The sequence below is a fragment of the Sphingobium sp. LMC3-1-1.1 genome (assembly GCF_040676285.1).
Classification (GTDB): domain Bacteria; phylum Pseudomonadota; class Alphaproteobacteria; order Sphingomonadales; family Sphingomonadaceae; genus Sphingobium.
Genome location: NZ_JBEGHQ010000023.1, coordinates 492,252 through 512,188, shown reverse-complemented (window position 1 = coordinate 512,188; position 19,937 = coordinate 492,252). Strand labels below are relative to the sequence as shown.

The 19,937-nt window shown below is 66.7% G+C and carries 20 protein-coding genes and 1 tRNA gene; all 21 read right to left on the bottom strand.

Translation table 11 applies throughout. The features are described from left to right. The 21 genes from MRBLMC3_RS15795 to MRBLMC3_RS15695 all read right to left on the bottom strand — a co-directional run bounded on the left by MRBLMC3_RS15795 (window position 1) and on the right by MRBLMC3_RS15695 (window position 19,891). Window positions 1-870, bottom strand: a complete 870-nt coding sequence (locus MRBLMC3_RS15795) for a transglutaminase family protein (RefSeq protein WP_363737047.1) — start codon at window positions 868-870, stop codon at window positions 1-3. 13 nt (window positions 871-883) lie between these two features. After that, window positions 884-1,816: an alpha-E domain-containing protein gene (locus MRBLMC3_RS15790; protein ID WP_363737048.1), complete on the bottom strand. Its 933-nt coding sequence runs from the start codon at window positions 1,814-1,816 to the stop codon at window positions 884-886. Window positions 1,817-1,859: 43 nt separating this feature from the next. After that, window positions 1,860-3,269, bottom strand: a complete 1,410-nt coding sequence (locus tag MRBLMC3_RS15785) for a circularly permuted type 2 ATP-grasp protein (RefSeq protein ID WP_363737049.1) — start codon at window positions 3,267-3,269, stop codon at window positions 1,860-1,862. A gap of 113 nt (window positions 3,270-3,382) precedes the next feature. After that, window positions 3,383-3,459, bottom strand: a tRNA-Met gene (locus MRBLMC3_RS15780). 106 nt (window positions 3,460-3,565) lie between these two features. Next, entirely contained in the window at window positions 3,566-4,327 is a 762-nt protein-coding gene (locus tag MRBLMC3_RS15775; RefSeq protein WP_363830321.1) for a prepilin peptidase, read from the bottom strand. Continuing rightward, window positions 4,324-5,046, bottom strand: a complete 723-nt coding sequence (gene gspN / locus MRBLMC3_RS15770; RefSeq protein ID WP_363830319.1) for a type II secretion system protein N — start codon at window positions 5,044-5,046, stop codon at window positions 4,324-4,326. Before gspN ends, MRBLMC3_RS15775 begins: the two co-directional genes overlap by 4 nt. Beyond that, entirely contained in the window at window positions 5,043-5,528 is a 486-nt protein-coding gene (locus tag MRBLMC3_RS15765; RefSeq protein ID WP_363737052.1) for a type II secretion system protein M, read from the bottom strand. The genes gspN and MRBLMC3_RS15765 overlap by 4 nt, the downstream gene beginning before the upstream one ends. After that, on the bottom strand, window positions 5,525-6,637 hold the full coding sequence (gene gspL / locus MRBLMC3_RS15760; protein ID WP_363756371.1) for a type II secretion system protein GspL: 1,113 nt from the start codon (window positions 6,635-6,637) through the stop codon (window positions 5,525-5,527). The genes MRBLMC3_RS15765 and gspL overlap by 4 nt, the downstream gene beginning before the upstream one ends. Further along, window positions 6,634-7,623, bottom strand: coding sequence for a type II secretion system minor pseudopilin GspK (gene gspK / locus MRBLMC3_RS15755; protein ID WP_363830316.1), 990 nt, complete (start codon window positions 7,621-7,623; stop codon window positions 6,634-6,636). Before gspK ends, gspL begins: the two co-directional genes overlap by 4 nt. Next, a complete protein-coding gene (gene gspJ, locus MRBLMC3_RS15750) occupies window positions 7,616-8,353 on the bottom strand; it encodes a type II secretion system minor pseudopilin GspJ (protein ID WP_363830313.1) in 738 nt (245 codons plus the stop codon). The genes gspK and gspJ overlap by 8 nt, the downstream gene beginning before the upstream one ends. After that, on the bottom strand, window positions 8,350-8,742 hold the full coding sequence (gspI, locus tag MRBLMC3_RS15745) for a type II secretion system minor pseudopilin GspI (protein WP_363737056.1): 393 nt from the start codon (window positions 8,740-8,742) through the stop codon (window positions 8,350-8,352). The genes gspJ and gspI overlap by 4 nt, the downstream gene beginning before the upstream one ends. Beyond that, window positions 8,735-9,184 (bottom strand): GspH/FimT family pseudopilin, encoded by a 450-nt coding sequence (locus MRBLMC3_RS15740; protein ID WP_414714654.1) that lies wholly within the window; start codon window positions 9,182-9,184, stop codon window positions 8,735-8,737. Before MRBLMC3_RS15740 ends, gspI begins: the two co-directional genes overlap by 8 nt. A 25-nt stretch (window positions 9,185-9,209) precedes the next feature. After that, entirely contained in the window at window positions 9,210-9,761 is a 552-nt protein-coding gene (gene gspG, locus MRBLMC3_RS15735; RefSeq protein ID WP_363830461.1) for a type II secretion system major pseudopilin GspG, read from the bottom strand. A 40-nt stretch (window positions 9,762-9,801) separates the two neighbouring features. Next, the gene (gene gspF, locus MRBLMC3_RS15730) at window positions 9,802-11,019 is read right to left on the bottom strand and encodes a type II secretion system inner membrane protein GspF (protein WP_363830308.1); all 1,218 of its coding nucleotides are present in this window, start codon (window positions 11,017-11,019) and stop codon (window positions 9,802-9,804) included. Beyond that, window positions 11,012-12,556, bottom strand: coding sequence for a type II secretion system ATPase GspE (gene gspE, locus MRBLMC3_RS15725; RefSeq protein ID WP_363737059.1), 1,545 nt, complete (start codon window positions 12,554-12,556; stop codon window positions 11,012-11,014). Before gspE ends, gspF begins: the two co-directional genes overlap by 8 nt. 24 nt (window positions 12,557-12,580) lie before the next feature. Then, entirely contained in the window at window positions 12,581-14,755 is a 2,175-nt protein-coding gene (gene gspD / locus MRBLMC3_RS15720; protein ID WP_363830305.1) for a type II secretion system secretin GspD, read from the bottom strand. Further along, the gene (locus tag MRBLMC3_RS15715) at window positions 14,752-15,582 is read right to left on the bottom strand and encodes a type II secretion system protein N (protein WP_363830303.1); all 831 of its coding nucleotides are present in this window, start codon (window positions 15,580-15,582) and stop codon (window positions 14,752-14,754) included. Before MRBLMC3_RS15715 ends, gspD begins: the two co-directional genes overlap by 4 nt. Before the next feature lie 235 nt (window positions 15,583-15,817). After that, entirely contained in the window at window positions 15,818-17,200 is a 1,383-nt protein-coding gene (locus MRBLMC3_RS15710; RefSeq protein WP_363737062.1) for a sensor histidine kinase, read from the bottom strand. Then, entirely contained in the window at window positions 17,200-18,297 is a 1,098-nt protein-coding gene (locus MRBLMC3_RS15705) for a hypothetical protein (protein WP_363830300.1), read from the bottom strand. The genes MRBLMC3_RS15710 and MRBLMC3_RS15705 overlap by 1 nt, the downstream gene beginning before the upstream one ends. A gap of 46 nt (window positions 18,298-18,343) precedes the next feature. Beyond that, window positions 18,344-19,510, bottom strand: coding sequence for a hypothetical protein (locus MRBLMC3_RS15700; protein ID WP_363830298.1), 1,167 nt, complete (start codon window positions 19,508-19,510; stop codon window positions 18,344-18,346). A gap of 78 nt (window positions 19,511-19,588) precedes the next feature. After that, window positions 19,589-19,891 (bottom strand): Hpt domain-containing protein, encoded by a 303-nt coding sequence (locus MRBLMC3_RS15695; protein ID WP_133653981.1) that lies wholly within the window; start codon window positions 19,889-19,891, stop codon window positions 19,589-19,591. Window positions 19,892-19,937: the final 46 nt, after the last annotated feature.

Below are 19,937 nucleotides of genomic sequence, written 5' to 3'. Positions count from 1 at the left end.
TCAACCCTGCGTGGTGGTCTGCGCACCTTGTTGCTGCTGCCGCTGGAGCTGCCGCTCCTCCACCCCGTCCTCCGCCTGCGCGATCCGGACGTCCGCGTCAATCCAGATATCGCCCGCCACAGTCACGGAACCGCGTATCGGCGCGGCCTCGTCCGCATCCAGCCCGCAGGCGAGACGCAGATAGCGCTCCGTCACGCAGACCCGGTTGGAAGGATCGAATCCCACCCAGCCCAGTTCGGGCACCAGCGCCTCCGCCCAGCCATGGGTCTCGTGCAGCACATCGCCCTCATCGGCCAGCAGATAGCCGGACACGTAGCGCGCCGGAATGCCCATCGCCCGCGCGCCGGCGATGAACACCTGCGCATGGTCCTGACAGACCCCGGCACCCAGCGCGAAAGCCTCCGCCGCCGTGGTGTCGGCGGTCGTCACGCCGGCGCGATAGGCCACGGCATCGCTGACGGCGGCCGACAGCGCATGAAGCCGCGCCAGCGGCCCGTCCTCGTCCGGCAGGGACAGCGCCATCGCCCGGATTTCCGGTGATGTCCCGGTCAGCCGCGTCTCCCGCAGGAAATAGCGCGGGTTCACCGGGCAGCCGAGCCAGCCCACCACGCCATGACCCTCCCGCGTTTCCACCAGTCCTTCCGCGACGATGACGGCATTGTCCATCCGGTCGTGCCGAACCCAGATCGCCTCCATCTCGCCATAGCTGTTGCGGCGGAAACCGGTCAGCGGCTCCTCATTGACGCTCACCTGCCAGTCGAGCACCTTCTGCGTCGGCGTATCGACGGGCATCAGCTTCAACCGCATCGCCACCCGCCCGGCCGCAGCCTCATAGCGATAGACGGTCTGGTGACGGACGAGCAGTTTCATGCGCGCCCTCCCCTCAGCCGAAATGATAGGCCTGGGCGATCTCCACGCCCAGCCGGTTGGTGTTCATCAGGCCATTCTGCACCGTTTCATGCAGGCCTGCCCGGAAGATTTCGCCGCTGTCCAGCTGCTCCAGATCGGCCACCATCTGGCGCACGGTGTCGTGGCAGGCCGATCGCGCGTCATGCCATCCCGCCAGGCGGTTCAGCCGATAGGCAAGCTGGTCATAGCAATAGGCGACACTGCGCGGGAACAGGCGGTTCAGCATCAGGAAATCCGTGATCTGCCAGGGCGTATAGGTACCGCCATAGACATGGTGAAAGGCCCGCGCGCCCGACAGCGCGTACAGCACCGACGTCCATTGATAATGGTCGCGATTGCCGCCCACGACCTCCGTCTCCGGCAGCAGCACATAATATTTGACGTCCAGCAGGCGCAGCGTCATCTGCGCCCGTTCCAGCGCGGAGCCGGCACGCAGGAAATCATGCCCCTCATTGCGGAGCTGCCCGGAATGCGCCGCGCCGCGGAAGGTCATTACCCGCGTCTTGACCCAGTCGATCAGCGCCGGAAGCTGCTGCCGCGCCTCCGCCACGTCATAGCTGTCGAGCTTGCGCCAGCCTTCGTTCAGCGCCTCCCACATGTCCTGCGTCAGCATGGTACGGGCCGATTTGGCGTTGGCGCGGGCCTTGAGCAGGCAGGAACGGATGGAGGAAGGATTGTCGATGTCGAGCATCAGGAAGGCGATGGCGTCGCTCTCCGTCACCGGCGCGCCTTCGGGGAAATGATTGAGCGCTCCGGTCGCCCGCACCACCGAGCGCCACTCTTCGCGATGATGCGCGCCAGGCAGGATGGCCATGCGCTGCCCCATGGTCAACAGACGCGCGGTGGCCTCTGCCCGCTCCATATAACGGGCCATCCAGAAGAGATTCTCCGCGGTCCGGCTCAGCATGCGAGAGATTTCCGATCAGATATGGACATGAATGCGCGCATCATCAGTCCTGCAAAACCCAGGTGTCCTTCACCCCGCCCCCCTGGCTGGAGTTCACCACCAGCGATCCTTCGGTCAGCGCCACCCGCGTCAATCCGCCGGGCACCAGCCTGAGTTGCTTGCCCACCAGGCAATAGGGCCGGAAATCCGCATGCCGCCCCACAACCGCCGCCGGTCCCAATGTCGGCACGGTCGACAGGTCGAGGGTCGGCTGGGCGATGAACTCGCCCGGATTGGCACGGATGCGGTCGGCATAGGCCGCGATCTCGTCCCTGGTCGATTTCGGCCCGATCAGCATGCCGTAGCCGCCCGATCCATGAACCTCCTTGGCCACCAGTTCGTGCAGATTTTCCAGCACATAGGCGCATTCGTCCGGCTTACCGCATTGCCAGGTCTGGATATTGTCCAGGATCGGCTGCTCGCCCAGATAGAAGCGGATCATGTCCGGCACGTAGATGTACACGGCCTTGTCGTCCGCGATCCCCGATCCCGGCGCCGACGCCAGCGTCACCCCGCCATTGCGGTAGACATTGAAGATGCCGGGCACGCCCAGCAGGCTGTCCGCCCGAAACACCAGTGGATCGATATATTCATCGTCAATGCGCCGGTAGATGACATCGACAGCCTTTGGCCCCAGCGTGGTCTTCATCCAGACCCGGTCATCGTCGACGAACAGGTCCGCCGGCTCCACCAGTTCCACGCCCATCAGGTCCGCAAGGAAGCTGTGCTCATAATAGGCGCTGTTGAGCGAACCGGGCGTCAGCACCACCACCACCGGATCGCCCCTGCAGGCGGGCGGCGCGACTTCCTTCAGGCTTTTCAGCAATTCGGCCGGATAGTCATCGACCGGCGCGACCACGCCCTGGGCAAAGAGTTCCGGGAACATGCGAGTCATGATCTCGCGATTTTCCAGCATGTAGGACACGCCGGAGGGAGTGCGGCAATTATCCTCCAGCACCTCGAACCGCGCTGGCCCGGTGCGGACGATGTCGATGCCAACGATATGGCTGTACACCTTTCCCGGCGGGGTGAAATCGGCCATTTCCGCCAGATAGGCGCTGTTCTGGTAGATGATGTCCGCGGGCATGATCCCCGCCTTCACAATCTCGCCGCGATGATAGACATCGTGGAGAAAGGCGTTGAGCGCCCGCGCCCGTTGCCGAATGCCCTTGTCCAGCACGCGCCATTCCTGGGCCATGAAGATGCGGGGCAGCAGGTCGAAGGGGATCAGCCGTTCCGGATCGCCCCCCTCGCCATAGACGGCAAAGGTGATGCCGATGCGCCGGAATATCGCCTCCGCCTCATCCATTCGACGATTGAGCCCGGCAATGCCGGTTCGCTCCACCCAATTCTGCACTTCCGCGTAGCAGGGGCGTATCGAACCATCCGGCTCAAACATTTCGTGGAAGGGCAAAGTATCGATCCTCCCTCAGCCGACAATCGGCTGGTTGTGCGTTGCAACATTAGTGCAACAGGGAAGGACGAATGCAAGCGGAAAATCCGCTTGGGAACGACAGTCTGTAAAGGTGGTAGCGGAGGAGGGACTTGAACCCCCGACACGCGGATTATGATTCCGCTGCTCTAACCAGCTGAGCTACTCCGCCCCATGGGCTGTCCGCCGGGCGGCGCCCTGCGGTGAGGCGGCGCTATAAGCAGAGCAGGCTGATGGGTCAACGGGGTTTCACGGCATCGCGAAATTTCTCTTGCCGGTTATCTGCCCGCGCTGGTGAGGACAGTTGCGAGCCACCATCCCGGCACTGCCGCGATGGCGAGGAAAGTCCCCAGCGGCAGGCGCGTCGCGCCATCGATCCTCCTGCCCGTCGCCATGACCGCGCCGACCGCCAGCAGCCCCCCGCTCGCGGCAAGCAGCAGGATGAACGGCAAGGCCTGCCAGCCGAACCAGGCGCCCAGTCCGCCCAGCAGCTTGGCATCGCCCAGGCCCAGCCCGTCGCGCCCACGAAATCGCCGATATCCGAACGCGATCAGCAACAGCGTCAGATAGCCGGTCATTGCGCCGATCGCCCGCCCTGCCATCGTCGTGTCGGTGACCCATGGCCCGATGGTGAAGCCCAGGAAGGCCAATGGCAGGGTCAACCCGTCGGGCAGCCAGAAATGCCGCCTGTCGAGCACCGCCAGCGTCAGGAGGAGCCAGCCCAGCATGGCCCACCCCACCCCACCCGGATCGGGCGAAAAGCCCAGGGCAAGCGCGCCGATGATCGCGCATCCCGCCTCCACCCGGCCATGCAGCGGGTCGATGGGGGCGCCGCAGCTCCGGCACCGGCCGCGCTGAACCAGCGCGCTCACCATCGGCACGAGATCGACGACGCCAAGGACCCGCCCGCAGCCGTCGCAGGCCGAGCGACCACGCAGCACGCCGCGCCCTTGCGGCCAGCGCAGGATGATCGTCGCGAGGAAACTCCCGGCTATTGCCCCCGCCGTCGCGCCCAGCAGGGCAGGAAAGGCCTGGATCACAGCGTTCCTTCGATCTTCAGCACGCGCGTGCCGCCAGCATCGACAAAGCCCGCGCTGGCCAATGCCTCGCCCAGGGCAGCATCGGCGGTTTCCACCCGCATTTCCGCCAGGTAACGACCCGATCGCCAGATGCGCAGATTGACCTTTTCCAACCCCGACTGGCTGACGAGCGGCAGCAGCAGCGCATCGCCATCACAACTGGCCACGCCCGACAGGCCCTGGGACAGGTTGAGTCCCGGAAACTGACCCGCCATCTGCGCCCGGACCCGCCCCTCCGCATGGCCGCAACGGTCGCCGGAGAACCATGCCGACACGTCTTCCATGACGAAGCTGCTCACCGGCAGAGGCGCGAAGGTCCGGCCCAGCGGCACGGCGCCTGTCACATCGTCGATCCCCATGCGCCCGAAGCCGACCGTCAGCGCGCCGCTCAGATCATCCGCCACGCCGTTGCGGCGCCAGACGTCGAACCGCGCCCGCCCCACCAGCAACGACAGGGGAGACAGGCCAGCATGGACGGACCCCAGCGATACCGTGCCCAGCATCAACTGGTCGAGCCTGCCGCTCCACACCGTGCCGCGCACCTCCCGCGCCGCCACGCCCAGCCGCTCCAGACCTGTCATGCCGAGCGCGATGCGCATGGGAAGGAAGATTAGGAAGCCCAATGCGAACAGAGCGATGAGCGCGATGCGCATCGGCCGCGAAAGATGGAGCCCCATCATTGCCCGCCCCGAACCAGCACGGCCTGCACCGAGACGCTGCCCGCCGTCGCGGCCGGCCGCGCGCTCATCGTTTCGACTCGGATGCCCCGCGCTTCCAATGCGGCGAGCCACGACAGCAGCGCAACCGGGCGGACGGAGGCGATAGCCATGTCGACGCGGTCCGCGCCCTGCGCCTGCGCGCGTTCCAGCGTCAACCCGGCCTCGCCAGCGCTCTGGCCGATGAACTGCTCCAGCGGCACGGCCGTATCGATCGGCCCCGCCGTGCGTGGCAGCGACTTCAGCAACGTCACCTTCGCGCGGATGGCGGCGTTGCGGTCCGTCGCCTCCCGCAAGGCATCGCGCACCGAACGCTGCGCCGCGGCGAGTGGCCGCGCTATGCCGAGCCAAAGGATCACCGCCGCCAGCAGCGCGAACATCACGCCCAGCATCCACTGTTCGCGAGGGCTTCGTTCACCCCACAAGACCCGTAACCGTTCCATCATGATTGCACCGTGATATCCGCCAGCATCCGTCCGCCGGGCTCCTGCGAAGGCGTGGCGGTGATCGTGAAACCTTCCGCCTGGAGTGCGAGCAGTACCATGTTGATATCTTCCACTTTCGCCGCGGCCAGCGTGGCGCGGATCATGCCGTCGTTATCACGCGACAGCGCGGTCAGCGACACGCCCGGCGCGTCCTGCATCGCACTGAGCAGCCCTGCCACCGGCGCCGTGAAGGCATAGGCCCCCGCTCCTCGCGCCGCGAGCCGGCGCTCCATCTCCGCCTCCGCCTGGTCGAGGTCGGTGGCACCGGGCACGACCTGCCGGGCAAGCGCCAGACTTTCCGCATCGAGACTGTTTGCGGCGACATGCTGTCGCGCAGTCCCGATCAGCGCCATCAGCAAACTGACGAACAGGATGAGCCCACTCCACAGCATGATCCGGGCAATCCTTCGCTTGTCGAACGGCCGTCTCACCCGTTTGGCAAAGTCGCCCTGCCGCAGATCGATCGGTGGCCGCTCCAGCGCCGCAACCGCCAGCGCATCAATCTGAGCAGCGGGCACATCCCGCACAACGGCTTTACCTATCAGTTCCGGCAAGACCAGGTCACCCGCCAGCACCAGATCGGTCCCGCGCAGCACTGCTTCGCCGCCGATCATGCCGCGTTCAAACCCCTCTTGCGGTTCCGGCAGCAGCAGCGGGGCGGGCACCATGATGTCGGGGTCGAGCCCATGGTGCTGCGCCCAGAGCAGCCAGTGCTGCATGTCCGCGCGCGCCGCGACGGCGATGCAGTGCGGGCGCGCCGGATCCTCATTCTCATCGGCGGCGGCGAAAAGCTGGTCTGCGGGCACGATAGCGCCGGCGAGCGCCGCTAACCGCGCCGCCGCGCGCCCCTGACGGGGAGCAAGATCGGGATATTCGATCCAGTTCAGCGTCACTAGCGCGGCAGGCGGCACCAGCAACACGATCGCGTCATCGGGCAGCGCGGTGAGGCCGCAGGCCGCCAGCCAGTTCGCGCCCGTTCCGCTCTGGACGACGGCGCCTTCCACCACCCGCATCCACAACGGCTCGCCCTGTTGCGGCAGGGCGACGATCAATCCTTCCCGCACGCTCATGCGCCGCTGCTCCCGCTACGGCGGATCAATTTAGCCGGGCTCTGCCGCGCATCGATCAGTGCCCATTCCACCACCTCTGTCCCCCCGACATTCACCGACACGTCCACTCTGAAAAACCCTGTCGTCAATTTGACCTGCTGCCCAACCTCTTCCAGCGGGCTGATCCCCTGGCTCGCCAGAGGAGCCCAGAACTGCACGGTGCTGCCGTAGCCTTCCGCAGGCCGCTGCGCCAGCAATTGCCGTGCCTGCGCCACGCTAAGCTGGCCCTGGAGCATCATCGCGAACAGGGGCGCCTGATCCGGCAGCAGCGTGTTGATATTGATCGGCGACAGATCGGCCGTCGGCAGGGCGCAGACCCATGGCCGCACCACATCATAGATTGCAGGCGTCACGCCATTCACCGCGCGCAGCTCACTAGCGTCGACCATGAAGCGGTTGGAGGTGCGATAGGGCCGTGGCGCCCGCGCATAGGTCTCATCCTCCGCGCCGCCGGGCTGGGGCACGCTGTCAGTGTCGATCCAGTCGGCGAGCGAGGCGGCGGCGACCTGTGCCTGCCGGGCGTCGATCCCCAATGCCTGCAGCAAAGCCTGAAATTGCGACACGCCGACCGGACGGACCTTCAGGTTCGCCTCATTCTCGCCCGCGACCACGCTGTTGAGGTTGAAGCAATTGCCGCCATCGGTGACGCGCGCGATCGCCGTGCCGCCCGGCATCGGGATCGCCTGCGGCGTACCCATCCAGTTCCCCGCCAGCGTCGTCTTGCCCGGATTGGCCGTCACCAGATCGCCGATCCGCAGGCGCGCGATCTCGATCCCCGCATCGGCAAAGGCGCGGGCCTGATCGATCGCGCCGCCATTGCCGGTCATCCGCGTGGCCAGCGCCAGCCGCTCCAGCGCGGTCGATGCGACCACCGCCATCACCGCCACCAGCAGCAACACGGTCAACAGCGCCGCGCCGCGCTCGCCCGCCTTTCCGCGATCAGCCATTGGCCGGCACCCCTTCCAGCCTTTCGGCCGGGCCCGGTCCGACCAGGAAGCGCAACGTCACCGGCGATTCGCCCGTCCGCCTCACCGTCATTTCCACGGCGCGGGGCATCAGGTCAGGCTGTGTCGGCACCCATTGGTCGCGCCAGTCGCCGCTGGCGTCGCGAAAGCGGAGCGCGACATCTTCGACCTGCGTGAGCAGTGCGGCCGGCTCATCGCCCGCCGCGCCATCCACCTGTGCATAAGTGCGCCGTTCCAGCCGCCCCTGCCGCACCCAATATTCGACCTTCTGGAGCGAGGGACGCGGCAGGTCGCCCAGATTGTCCCAGCCACCCCGTACGAACTGGAGGACGGGCAGGTTCTCCCCCTCCCGATGCGACCAGAAAGCAGGCGCCAGCGTGCCCGCTTCGGTGCGGCTGATGCGGGGCACCGCCTGCCCCAGATCGGCCGCCAGCGCGCCGCTTGCCCGCTGCACCGCCGCCATGTCGTCGAGCCGCAGCTTGATCTGCGCCTGAGCCGACACGCTGTTGCCCAGCAGCAGCACCCCCGCCGCCGCCAGCATGGCGAAGATCATCAAGGCGACGAGCAGTTCGATCAGCGTGAAGCCGTGTTCGGCGGAACGCTTCAGGGGCGTGAAGCCGTATTCGGCGGAGCGGTTCAGGAAAGTGAAGCCGTGTTCGGCGGAACCCCCAAAAGACTCGAAGCCGTGCTCGGCGGAAACGGCCCGTCTCATTGCACTGCCCGCACGAAGCTCAGCACCACGGGGGACGAGCCCGCCTGCCCGTTTACCGTCAGGTCGACCCGGAGCAGGCGCCTGTCATTGGTCGCCCTGACCGCCCGCGTCCAATGCCAGCGCCGACCGCCATTGTCGACGTCGCCCTCTTCACTGCCAAGCGAAGGCGGTGCGGGATCGGTCTGCACCTCCACCATCAGGTTGCGCGCGACGATCTGGCCCATTGCCTTGCTGTCGAGGTCGGCGGCGGTGTGCAGGGTCACGCCCTGCAGGCGGACGAGCGCGAGGGCGGCGAGGCTGAACACCGCCAGCGCCACCAGCATTTCGAGCAGGGTGAAGCCCCGCTCCGCGGTAGGCGGCGTCGCAAGGACGAGGCGCGACCTAGCCACCGACCGCGACCTTACCGGCCATGTCGACCGAAATCGACACCCGCTCCCCCTCGCGGGCGAGGGTCACGGTCATCGGATCGGTCGGAAGTCCCGTTCCGTCAAAGCCGATCTGCTGCCGTCCATCCTTGCCGACCAGCGCGCGCGTTCCGGCCTTCCAACTGACGGTGACGAAGGGCTTGTCCTCCAGCCCAACCCATTGGCCGCCGTCGCGGCGCTGAAAGCCGTAGCCCGAAGCCGAAACCCACACCCCCATGGGACGCGCAGTGACGACCGCTTCGTCGCGCGCCGCGGCAAGGCGAGCGGCGAAGCGGTCGGCATCCTCGATCACCCGGCCGCGGGGGTCGGGGATCGCCAGCACCACCACGGCTGAAATGAAGCCGATGATCGTCAGCACGACCATCAGTTCGATCAGCGTGAAGCCGTGTTCGGCGGGACGCCTCAAGGAACCGAAGCCATGCTGCGGGCGATCAAAGATCGCTGGAATAGATGTCGGCATTTTCATTGTCGCCACCCGGCTGTCCGTCCGCCCCCAGCGAACTGATGTCGAACGCGCCCTTCCGCCCCGGCACGGCATAGGTATAGGGACGTCCCCAGGGATCGTTGGGCAGCTTCTTGATATAGCCCCCGCGCCTGTAACGCTGCGGCTGGGTAAGCGAGGCCGGGGGAATGAGGAGCGCCTGCAACCCGTCGGTCGCGGACGGATAGGTCAGGTTGTCGAGCCGATATTGTTCCAGTGCCTGCTCAATGGTGGCGATGTCGGCCTTCGCCTTTTCTACGCGCGCCGTATCCGTGGCCGGAATGACGTTGATCGCCACGATGGTGGCAAGCAGGCCGATGATGACGATCACGACCATCAGTTCGACCAGAGTGAAGCCGTGTTCGGCGGAACGTTTGGGGGACGTGAAGCCGTGTTCTGCGGAACGCTTCAGGGACGTGAAGCCGTGTTCGGCGGAACGTCTCGAAGACTCGAGGCCATGTTCGCCCCTTGCGCAGTCACGCTCCTGCCTTCGCAGGAGCATGTCGCACTTCAACGTCTTCAGATTACGCATATTCACTCCTTCAGGCCCCGGTAAGGCTCTGCAATTGCAGGATGGGCAGCAGGATGGACAGGATGATGACGGCGACAATGCCGCCCATCGCTATGATGATCAGCGGCTCCAGCATGGCGAGCGCGGCCGAGGTGAAGCTGTCGAACTCCCGCTCCAGATAATCGGCTGCCCGCTCCAGCATGGTGTCCAGCCGCCCCGCGCTTTCCCCGCTGGCCGTGAGGTAGACGAGCAGCGGCGGGAACACCCCTGCCCGTCGCAGCGCCGCCGACAGGCTGCCGCCACCGCGAATGGCCTCCACAATCTCCTCCGAAGCCTGCCGCAGCACCCGGTTGTGCACCGTCTGGGTCGTGAGCGACAAGCCCTCCATCAACGGCAGGCGGCTCGCCACCATGGTCGAGAGCGTGCGTGCCATCCGCGCTGCGTGCAGGTCGCGGATCAACCGCCCCAGCAATGGGAGGCGCAGCAGCACCGAATCGAAACGATAGCGGAAGCTCTCCACCTTCAGCGCGCGCCAAAGGCCGAAGGCGGCCAGCCCCAGCAGGATCGCCAGCAGCCACCAATAGCCCGCCAGGAAGGCCGAAATCCCCATCACCATGCGGGTGAGCAGCGGCAGTTGCTGGCCCACCGTATCGAACTGTTCCACCACCTTGGGCACGACGAAGATCATCAGCGCCGCGACCACGCACACCGCAAAGGCAGCGAGCACGGAAGGATAGGCGATGGCGGTCAGCACCTTCGATCGGATCACCGCCTGCCGCTCCATCAGGTCGGACAGGCGCTCCATGATCGTGGGCAGGCTGCCTGAACTCTCGCCCGCTGAAACCATCGCGCGATAGAGCGGCGGAAAGCTCCTCGGCTCGGCGCCCAGGGCATCGGCCAGCCGACGCCCCTCCAGCACGCCCGAATGCACCTTGCCAACAATCGCCTGGACATGCGCCTGCTCGCTCTGCCGCCCGATGGTGCGGAGCGACTCCTCCAGCGGACTGACCTGGATCAGCGTCGACAATTGCCGGGTGAACAGCGTCAGTTCCTTGGCGGAGAGGCGGGGCGCCCGGAAGGACAGCCCTGTCCGTCTGCGCGCCTTCTCCATCGCGCCAGCCTCGATCCGCACGATGAACAGCTTGCGCGAGTCCAGCTTCGCCCGCGCGTCCTCGACCGTCTCAGCCTTGATCGCGCCGCTGCGCTCCCGTCCGGCGGGGTCGATGGCGATATAGTCGAACTCAGCCATCGGCGATGGTTTCCACCTCGCCCGCGTCGCGCCGCGACACGCGGATCGCCTCCTCCGCCGTGGTCTGGCCGTCGCGCACCAGCGCCCGCGCGGCCGAGCCCAGATTGGGCGCGTTCAGAAAGGCGTGGCGCGCGATCAGCGATTCATCGCCGCCATCGTTGATGAGCCGCCGGATGGTGTCGTCCACCCTGATCGCCTCGAACACCCCGATCCGGCCCTTGTAGCCGGTGCCGTTGCACGCCTCGCACCCGCGCGCGCGGTAGATGATCGTGCCCGGATCGAAGCCCAGCAGCGCGCTGGCCGACTTGTCCGCCTGCACGGGTTCGCGGCACTTCTGGCAAAGCCGACGCACCAGCCTCTGCGCGATGACGGCGCGCAGGGTGGAAGCCAGCAGGAACGGTTCCACCCGCATGTCGCGCATCCGCGTGATCGCGCCCACTGCATCATTGGTATGGACGGTGGACAGCACCAGATGCCCGGTCAGGGAGGCCTGCACGGCGATCTCCGCCGTTTCCCGGTCGCGGATTTCGCCGACCATGACCACATCGGGGTCCTGTCGCAGGATCGCCCTCAGCCCCGCCGCGAAGGTCAGGCCGACCTTCGCATTGACCTGCGTCTGTCCGACGCCGTCGATCGCATATTCGACCGGGTCTTCGACCGTCAGGATATTGCGCGTGCCGTCATTGAGCTGCCGCAGGCCCGCATAGAGCGTCGTCGTCTTGCCCGACCCGGTCGGTCCGGTGACGAGGATGATGCCGTTCGGCTCCTGCAACCCGTCCCGGAAAATCCGGTCCGCCGCCCCGGCCATGCCGAGCAGGTCGAGGTTCATGCCCGCATTCTCCTTGTCCAGGATACGCAGCACCACCCGCTCCCCCGCCCGGCTGGGCAGGGTCGACACGCGCACATCGAGCAGTTTCCCGCCCAGCGTCAACCCGATCCGCCCGTCCTGCGGCACGCGCCGCTCGGCTATGTCGAGCCGCGCCATCACCTTGATGCGGCTGACGACGACGGGCGCGACATGCGGCGGCATGCGCAGCGTCTCGCGCAGCACGCCGTCGATGCGCATCCGCACGATCAGCCCGGTTTCATAGGGTTCGATATGGATGTCCGACACGCCCTGCCGCGCCGCTTCCGCAATGATGCCGTTGATGAGGCGGATGGCGGGGGCATCGTCGGCGCTGTCGAGCAGGTCGTCGGCGGTCGGGATATCCGCGGCCAATATGTCCAGCTCGTCCGCCCCGACCTCGAGCGATCCGGCCATGGCGGCGGCGCTGCCCTCCATCGCATAATGATCCGACAGATGCCGGTCGAATTGCGCGGCATCGACGAAGCGCACGTCGAAGCTGCGCGCCAGATGCCGCCGCACTTCCAGCAGCACCCGCGGATCGCTGCCCTCGCGCACGGCGATGGTCAGCCTTTCCCCCTCCGGCGGCAGCATCACGACGCCATGCTTGCGGGCGAAGACATAGGGTATGTCCACCGCTCGCGGCGCGACATGCGGGGGGATATCGGCCGTCACGATCAGCGGCTCATTCATATCCACCTCCGTTCGGAAAGCCCCTCACCGCTTCGCTCCGCTGGCAGGAATCTCGACGGGCCGCACCACGCCGCTCGACTGGCGGGCGGTCGGCTCGATGATCTCGGCAGGCGGCTGCACCACCGCATCGCCCGGCTGGGGCGCGGCGGCGGGCGGCGTCGCGCCCATATAGTCGCGCACCAGCTCGTCTATGCCCGGTTCCTGGTCCGGATTGCGCTGCAACTGCATGCCGCGAATATAGCCGTAGCGCTGCTGCGTCAGTTTCTGCGCATCTTCCTTGGACCGAAGGATGGTGGGGCGGATGAAGACCATGAGGTTGGTCTTGGTCCGGCTCTTGCTGCGCGACTTGAACAGTTCGCCAAGGCCGGGAATATCGGACAGCAGCGGAATGCGCTCGATCGTCTTGCGCTCATTGTCGTCCAGCAGGCCGCCAAGCGCCAGTATCTCGCCATCGTCGACCGTCACGGTCGTCTCTATCTCGCGCTTGTTGATGATGAGGTCGCTGTCCTTGTTCGACACCGGGCCGGCGACGCTGGACACCTCCTGCTTCAGGAACAGCTTGATCGCGCCGCCGGTGTTGATCTGCGGCTTCACCTCCAGCTTGATGCCGACATCCTGCCTCTGGACAGTGCGGAACTGGTTGTCGAAATTCTGGGAGAGCGCCTCGCCCGTGGTCACCGGCACCTGCTGGCCGACCAGGATCGACGCCTTCTGATTGTCCAGCGTCATCACCGAGGGCGTGGACAGGATGTTGCTGTCGGTGTCGGATTTGACGGCATTGATGATCGCGCCGAATATCCCGTTCCTGCCGAGCGATGTCGCCACGCCGCCGAAGCCGCCGGTCGCATTCATCAGGCTGTCGACGGCCGCCTGTTGCAGCGTCGTCTCCAGATCGCTGTTATTATGGGAAGTGGTGGTCGTGACAGTGCCGTTGGCCGAAGTTTCGACCGTGGTATCATTGCCTAGTTCGCGCGCGGCAACCGCCCCCGCCAGCGTCAGGATATTGGGCTGCGCATTGGAATAGTTGGTCGCCGCAAAACCGGTCTTGGTGCTGCCGATCAGGAACTGCACGCCCAGCTTCTTGGCGGCGGCGTCGCTGATCTCGACAATGATCGCCTCCACCAGCACCTGTTCGCGCCGCGTGTCGATCTGGCGGATCGTCTCGCCCAGCATTCGCTGCACATCGCTGTTGGCCGCGACGATGATTGCATTGGCGCCTTCATAGCGCGTGACGATGGCGGGGCCACGCGACGAGATGCCGTTGCTGCCCCCGCCGCCCGAACCGGCTGCGGCGGCAGGCATTGCAGAGGGCGCGTTCCCGGCAGCAGGGGTGGAGGCGGTCACGGGCGAGGCAGTTGCCTGCCCGACCAGTTGCTGCAACACCGGCAGCAGTTTTTCCGCGTCGGCATGTTCCAGCCAATAGACGCGGATTTCGGTCCCGCTCGCCGCCTGCCTGTCAAGATCGCGCGCCATCTGCGCCAGCCGCGCCACCGTCCCGGCATCCCCCCGGATCGCGACGGCGTTGCTGCTGTCGATGGGCACGATCGTCGCCGGCTTCGCCGCCCCCTCGCCGCCTGTCGTCACCAGCGCCTGCAGGGATGTCGCGATCTCCCGCGCTCCGGCATTTTTCAGCATGACCGTGGTGGTCGAGGCAGTATCTCGGTCGATCCGCGCGATCACCTGCCGGATGCGCCCGATATTGTCGGCATAGTCGGCCACGACCACGCTGTTGCCCGCCCGGTTCGCCGTCACCGAGCCATCCTTGCTGACAAGCGGCCGCAGCGTTTCCAGCGCGCTCGCCGCGTCGATGGAGCGCAGGCGGAACACCTCCGTCACGAACTGGTTGCGATTGGCCGCCCGGCCCACGGCGCTGGGCTGGCCCGCCGCGCCATCGGCCGGCTGGATGCGATAGGCGCCGCCGGGCGCCGGCACCGCCACCAGGCCGTTCGCGCGCAGGGTGGACAGGAATATCTCGAAATATTCGGACCGGGACAGGGGGCGGTCAGTCACGACGGACACCTTCCCCGACACGCGATTGTCGATGATGAAGGTCCGCCCGGTCACCCGTGCCGCATCCTGGATGAAGGCGCGGATGTCAGCGTCGCGCACGTTCAGCGTCTGCTGCGCCATGACCGGCGATGCGATGGGAGCCGCCAGCGCGAGGGCCATGGCGACGGTAAGAAGCGGTTTTCTGGTCATTGGCCTTGCAGTGTCAGGTTGATCGTGGCGGGCGAGGCCCCGCGTTCGACGGTCAGGGAAATGCGCGCGCCGGGCAGGATCTTGCCCTGCAGCGCCTGGAGATCGCTCATCGATCCGATCGGCTGGCCATCGACCTGGGTGACGATATCGCCGGGCTGGAAGCCCGCCTGTTGAAAGCCCGGCCCCCTGGCCGACAGGATCAGGCCGGTGACGCGTCCATTCTGCATTCGCGGGGTGAAGCCGACGTCGCGCTTCACCATGTCGGCACCTGGATTGTCCATGCCCACGATTGGGGAAGCCGGCATTCCGGCAGGCGCTCCGCCATCCGGGGCGGCGGTCGGGGCCGGTTGGGACTGGTCGAGGAAAAGCTGTTCCTCCGCCCCGCCGCGATCGATGGTGATATGGTCGAAGGCGACGGCCTTCAGCACCACGCCGGGCATGATCTCTTCCCCCACGGCGAAGCTGTTCTGCACGCCGTCCGGGCCCGCGACGATCGCGGACCCCAGCCCGGACCCTTCGTTCAGGCGAATGCCGTAAACGGTGAGCGCCAGCGAAGTCACGACGCCGCCGCCCGACTGTTGCAGGCCACCGCGATAAAAGGGATCGAAGCTGGAAAACAGGGCCTGCCGCTCCGCGACGGGGAGGAAATGGGCCTGTCGCCCTTCCCACGGACCAAAACTGCCAACCGGCGTCAGCACCGCCCAGAGCAATCGGGCGCATTGCAACGCCAGCAGGCCAAGCAACAGCTTCTCGACGACCGACAGCCAGTTGATAGGCGGCAGGCGATTGCCCAGGTTCCGGATAGTATCGCTGAAAGCCTCACGCATGCGCGTCGTTCATCCCCCTTGATATCGGCGCTGCTAGAAAATATGTCTTACTACTGGATGACATTATTGTGACGCTTTGAAGACAATCGCAACGATCGAAGCGACGGCGCTTGCATTTCGAGCGGCCAGCACCCCACCAAATGAGATCGCCCAAAGCGCCGGAGGTGATCGGACAACCATATGCCAGCGGACCTATTTCCTGATCAGCGATCGGTTCCGGTCGCGCCGAAACCGCCTATCCCTGCAATGCGGGAAGCAGCAGGATGAAGCGGGCGCCGCCTTCGGGGGCGTCGTCGATGCGGATGTCGCCGCCCATGGCCCGCGCCAGACGCCGCGAAATGTAAAGGCCAAGACCGCTGCCGCCCGCATCGCTGCGGCCCAGCCGCTCGAACTTGTCAAAGACGCGCTCGCGACTGTCGACGGCTATCCCGCCTCCCTGATCCTGCACGGCGATCCAGGCCTGGCCGCCGGACCGGCCCGTCTCTATCCGCACGGTCGATCCCTCGGGCGCATAGCGCACCGCATTGCCGACCAGGTTCATGAGGATCTGCAAGGCCCGGCGAAACTCCCCTACGGCAGGCTCCGCTGCATCCAGCGCGGGTGGCAGAATGTCGATTTCCCGATCCCGCGCCTTGACCAGGAACAGACCCGCGGCGCGGCGTCCGATGTCGGCCAGGTCGACTTCCTCCGCGATCACGCTGAAATCGGGCCGGTCGATCGCCTGCAGGTCCGCCAGATCATCGATCAGCGCCATCAGATGGCGCCCCGCCGCCGAAATATCATGGGCGTAGCCCAGATAGTCCGGCCGCAGCGCCCCCTCCAGTTGCGCGGCGATCGAATCCGCATTGGCGATGATCCGCCCCAGGGGACGGCGCAGGGAACGATCAAGCCTTTTCCCGAATTCGGCGGGATAGAATAGCAGCGGCTCCGGCGTGGCGAGCGGCGCCGACACGGCGCGGTCCATGGGCAGCGCCTTGCCCCGGTAACCCGCCAGTTGCCCGGCAAGGTCGAACATCGGAAAGCCCGACAGAATGAAGCGCTGCGCGGGGTCGCTCGTCAATCCGGCTACCTGGTCGCGAAAGGCGCGCCGCTGCGCAAAACCGCGCAGGATGGCGAGATCGCCGTCCGAGTCGGCACGCAGTTCGAAATAGCTGGTGAAGCGGCTGCCCGGCACCGGCGGCGCGGTGGGAAGCGTTCCTTCGCTGCCCAAACCCTCCAGCACGATCTGGAAGCGCAGCTGCGTGTCGATCTGCCATGTCCAGCCGTCCGACAGGGCGGCGATGTCGGTCTCCCGCCGCGCCAGGTCGAGCGGGGGCGCCACTGCTTGCCGCTCATGCCAATCGATGATGGCAAGCTGTACCCGTTCGTCTTCGGGCCTGGCGCGCACCCACATGTCGATGTCGCCGCGCTCCGCCGCCGCGACCACGGGGCGGGACAGGGCGATGCCCAGATGCGTCGCCAGTCGCGCCATCGCCGCCAATTGCGGGATCGCCAGCGCGCTGCCGATGTCGCCACCCGCCTCCTGTTGCAAGGAAAGCAAGGGCGCGTCCGCACTCAGCAGCCGACCGTCCGAGGCGACGGTGGCCCGGATGACGGCGGGATGCGCCGGCATGTTCATCAACCGGCGATCCGCCGCAGATGATCGAGCTTCGCGCGCAGCGCTGCCGGTGCGCGCAGGGCGCCCACTGCCGCGTCGGCCTGGGCCACGCTCAGTTCCTGATAGCGCATGGCTTCCCCGACGATGGTCGCGTCCGACAGGGATGGCCGCACCGGCCGCAGCGCCAGCAGCAATTGCCGGTAATCGCTGTCCGATCCGCCGAGCGCGCGGCAAAGAGCAGCGACCTGCCCCACTGGCCCCATGACCAGTATGTCGGCGACCTGCGCGCTCGCCATCCGCAATCTTCGCCCGGCGAGCGCGGCGAACAGCAGGAAATGCCTGTGCTGCAGCGCGGCCGCCATCAGTTCAGGCGCATCGGCATGGGTGTCCAGTTGACGGACCAGCCTGTCCGCCGCCGCGATTGGCCCCGTCGCTTCATCATGCCGGGCCAGTTGGCGCTGCGCTGCGGCTTCGACCACGGGCAGCACCGCTTCCACCTCGATCAGGCCGCTCCGCTGGGCGATGGCTGCAAGGCAGGCAGCGGCGGTCCACAGCAATTCCGCGAAAAAGCCGGCGGGCAGATCAGGCTGCATCGGCTGATCCTCCGCCGCGGTCAGCAGCCAGCGCCCCTCCGCCAGCATCAGTGCGGCCAGCGCCTCACCCAGGGCCGGGTCGCCCGCTGCGAACAGCGGCTCCACCTCCGATTCGCTGCCCACGCCGCCATCGGGACCACCAAACTGGCGCAGCATCAGGCTGATCCCGCCGCGCATCTGCATATGGGCGAGCAGCGGCGGCGCCAGCAGTGTCGGTTGCGCGCACAGGGTCGGCCAGCAGACGGGTTGCGGCCAAGGCGCCAGCGCAGCCGCAATTTCCGGCGTTTCCTCCAGCGCCAGGCGCAATCCGATCTCGATGGCGGTCAGGCATCCGCCCAGATGCCGCCGGGTCTCCGCCACCAGCGCGTCATGCCGTTCCCGTCCGTCATCGGGAAAGAAAAACGCCAGATCAATGGCATGGCCGACGGGCACGGCGGACAAGCCCGCCATGACTTGCGCCATTGGCCAGCAGTCCGCCTGGGTCGGTCCGATCAGGGACGAAAAGGCGCTCATGCCGGCCAGCATAATGGCACGTCGTTAAAATGCACTAAACCGTAACGGGCAAAATCGTTCAATTCCGGCGGAGCAGGACCATCGTTCCCACCGACGCGATGGCGCACAGCATCGCCAGGTCGAACGTCAGCGCGAGCGCCCCGGCGAGCGACGCCAACAGCAGGGGTAAGAGCGCGCTGGCGGGCGTGAAGATCATCCATGGGCGAGCTGGTCCCGCCTTCTGCCAGCGATCCGCCATCTGGATGATCGCCAGCAGCAGCGCCAGATAGGTCGCGATCGTTCCTTCTCCCGCGAGAGCGATCCCCCCCAGAACAAAAGCCGGCACGATAAAGGCGATCCAGCCGACAGGCAGCGGCCGCAGCGCCATCTCGTCCAGCCGGTCAGCGGTCTCCGCCAGCAGCAGCGACGCCAGCAGCAGGCAGAAGCCGGTGCCCGTCCAGAGCAGTTCGATCGGCACCAGCGCGATCGCCCCCAACGCCATGGCGGCAATCCGCACCTGCAATGCCGGAACCTGCATGCGCATCAGCGCCGGACTGATCAGCCGGGCGGCGGGGCCCAGCAGATAATGTTCGGCTGCACCCCGGACACGCCGGAGCCGCGGTCCGCTGGCAAGCACCGCCTGCGCCGCCAGATCCGCCTGCTCCTGCGTTTCCACCAGCGCGACGCGGCCTTCCATCAGGTCGTCCTGCGGCACGGTGATCCGGCGCGCGCCGGCCTGCACCGCGCCCCGTACCAGCGTCAGCGCCAGATCCCAGTCCCCGATCATGTCGAGCGTGTTGAACAACAGGTCCGGACTGACCCGGACGAGCCCGGCCCAGCGTTGTCCGGCGTCGATCCGTTCGAAGGGAGCGCTGGCCCGACTGTCGTCCGTCACCAGCAGGGCGTCGCCCTGCTGCGCCGCCATGGCTTCGAAATAGTCCTGCCCGATGATTGCGCCGTCCGCGACCAGCAGGGCGTCAGCGTCGCGGGGGGCATCGCGCACCATCGACACCATGTCGCGGACCAGTGCGATGGCGATGCCGTCAGCCGACAGCCGGTCGACGGCCTGCGACAGGGCGGGCGTGATGACGCTGACCAGGATCATCACCCGGTCGGCCCCTGCGCGCACGGCCTGCCGCGCCTGATATTCCACCAGCGTCTGTCCGGCGAAGTGCAGGCCGGCGCGAAGCGATCCGGCCGAATCGCCGCCAGCCCGGCTCGCGCTGAGAATAGCCGCAAAAGTCATGCGTGATGAAACCGACCCGATCCTTGTTTAGCCCACCTTGTTACAAGGCGGACGCGATCGCGCAAGCGGACTGACGCGTCAACCTTGCATGAGATCGTCGAGAGCGGCGCGCAACCGCCGCAATATGCGCGGATCCCCCGGCGCGGCGTCGGCCGCTTCATCAGCCATCGCCATCAGGGCGGTCAGGCCGAAACTCGCGGCCAGCCCCTTCAGCCGCCATGCGGCGAGCTGCCAGTTCGCGTCGCAGCGCGAACGCCCCAGCAGATCGACCTGCCGCTCCGCGCTTTCGATGAAGGCGACGCGCAGATCCTCGATCAGCGGTCTGTCGTCGCCGACAGCGGCGGCAAGAGCGGCATTCAGGGCGCCTGGATCATAGGACATGGGGTCAACGCTATCTGGCTTGCGTTAAGTTTTGGTAACAGGGCAT

Excerpts from the sequence above, each read along its gene's own strand:
- MRBLMC3_RS15710 (WP_363737062.1), bottom strand. The coding sequence starts at position 17,200 with ATGAACATGCCGGCGCATCCCGCCGTCATCCGGGCCACCGTCGCCTCG.
- MRBLMC3_RS15790 (WP_363737048.1), bottom strand. The coding sequence starts at position 1,816 with ATGCTGAGCCGGACCGCGGAGAATCTCTTCTGGATGGCCCGTTATATG.
- gspE (WP_363737059.1), bottom strand. The coding sequence starts at position 12,556 with ATGAATGAGCCGCTGATCGTGACGGCCGATATCCCCCCGCATGTCGCG.
- MRBLMC3_RS15700 (WP_363830298.1), bottom strand. The coding sequence starts at position 19,510 with ATGACTTTTGCGGCTATTCTCAGCGCGAGCCGGGCTGGCGGCGATTCG.
- MRBLMC3_RS15705 (WP_363830300.1), bottom strand. The coding sequence starts at position 18,297 with ATGCTGGCCGGCATGAGCGCCTTTTCGTCCCTGATCGGACCGACCCAG.
- gspK (WP_363830316.1), bottom strand. The coding sequence starts at position 7,623 with ATGGCTGATCGCGGAAAGGCGGGCGAGCGCGGCGCGGCGCTGTTGACC.
- gspF (WP_363830308.1), bottom strand. The coding sequence starts at position 11,019 with ATGGCTGAGTTCGACTATATCGCCATCGACCCCGCCGGACGGGAGCGC.
- gspG (WP_363830461.1), bottom strand. The coding sequence starts at position 9,761 with ATGCTCCTGCGAAGGCAGGAGCGTGACTGCGCAAGGGGCGAACATGGC.
- MRBLMC3_RS15795 (WP_363737047.1), bottom strand. The coding sequence starts at position 870 with ATGAAACTGCTCGTCCGTCACCAGACCGTCTATCGCTATGAGGCTGCG.
- gspN (WP_363830319.1), bottom strand. The coding sequence starts at position 5,046 with ATGATGGGGCTCCATCTTTCGCGGCCGATGCGCATCGCGCTCATCGCT.
- gspJ (WP_363830313.1), bottom strand. The coding sequence starts at position 8,353 with ATGAGACGGGCCGTTTCCGCCGAGCACGGCTTCGAGTCTTTTGGGGGT.
- MRBLMC3_RS15695 (WP_133653981.1), bottom strand. The coding sequence starts at position 19,891 with ATGTCCTATGATCCAGGCGCCCTGAATGCCGCTCTTGCCGCCGCTGTC.
- MRBLMC3_RS15715 (WP_363830303.1), bottom strand. The coding sequence starts at position 15,582 with ATGCGTGAGGCTTTCAGCGATACTATCCGGAACCTGGGCAATCGCCTG.
- MRBLMC3_RS15765 (WP_363737052.1), bottom strand. The coding sequence starts at position 5,528 with ATGATGGAACGGTTACGGGTCTTGTGGGGTGAACGAAGCCCTCGCGAA.
- gspD (WP_363830305.1), bottom strand. The coding sequence starts at position 14,755 with ATGACCAGAAAACCGCTTCTTACCGTCGCCATGGCCCTCGCGCTGGCG.
- gspL (WP_363756371.1), bottom strand. The coding sequence starts at position 6,637 with ATGAGCGTGCGGGAAGGATTGATCGTCGCCCTGCCGCAACAGGGCGAG.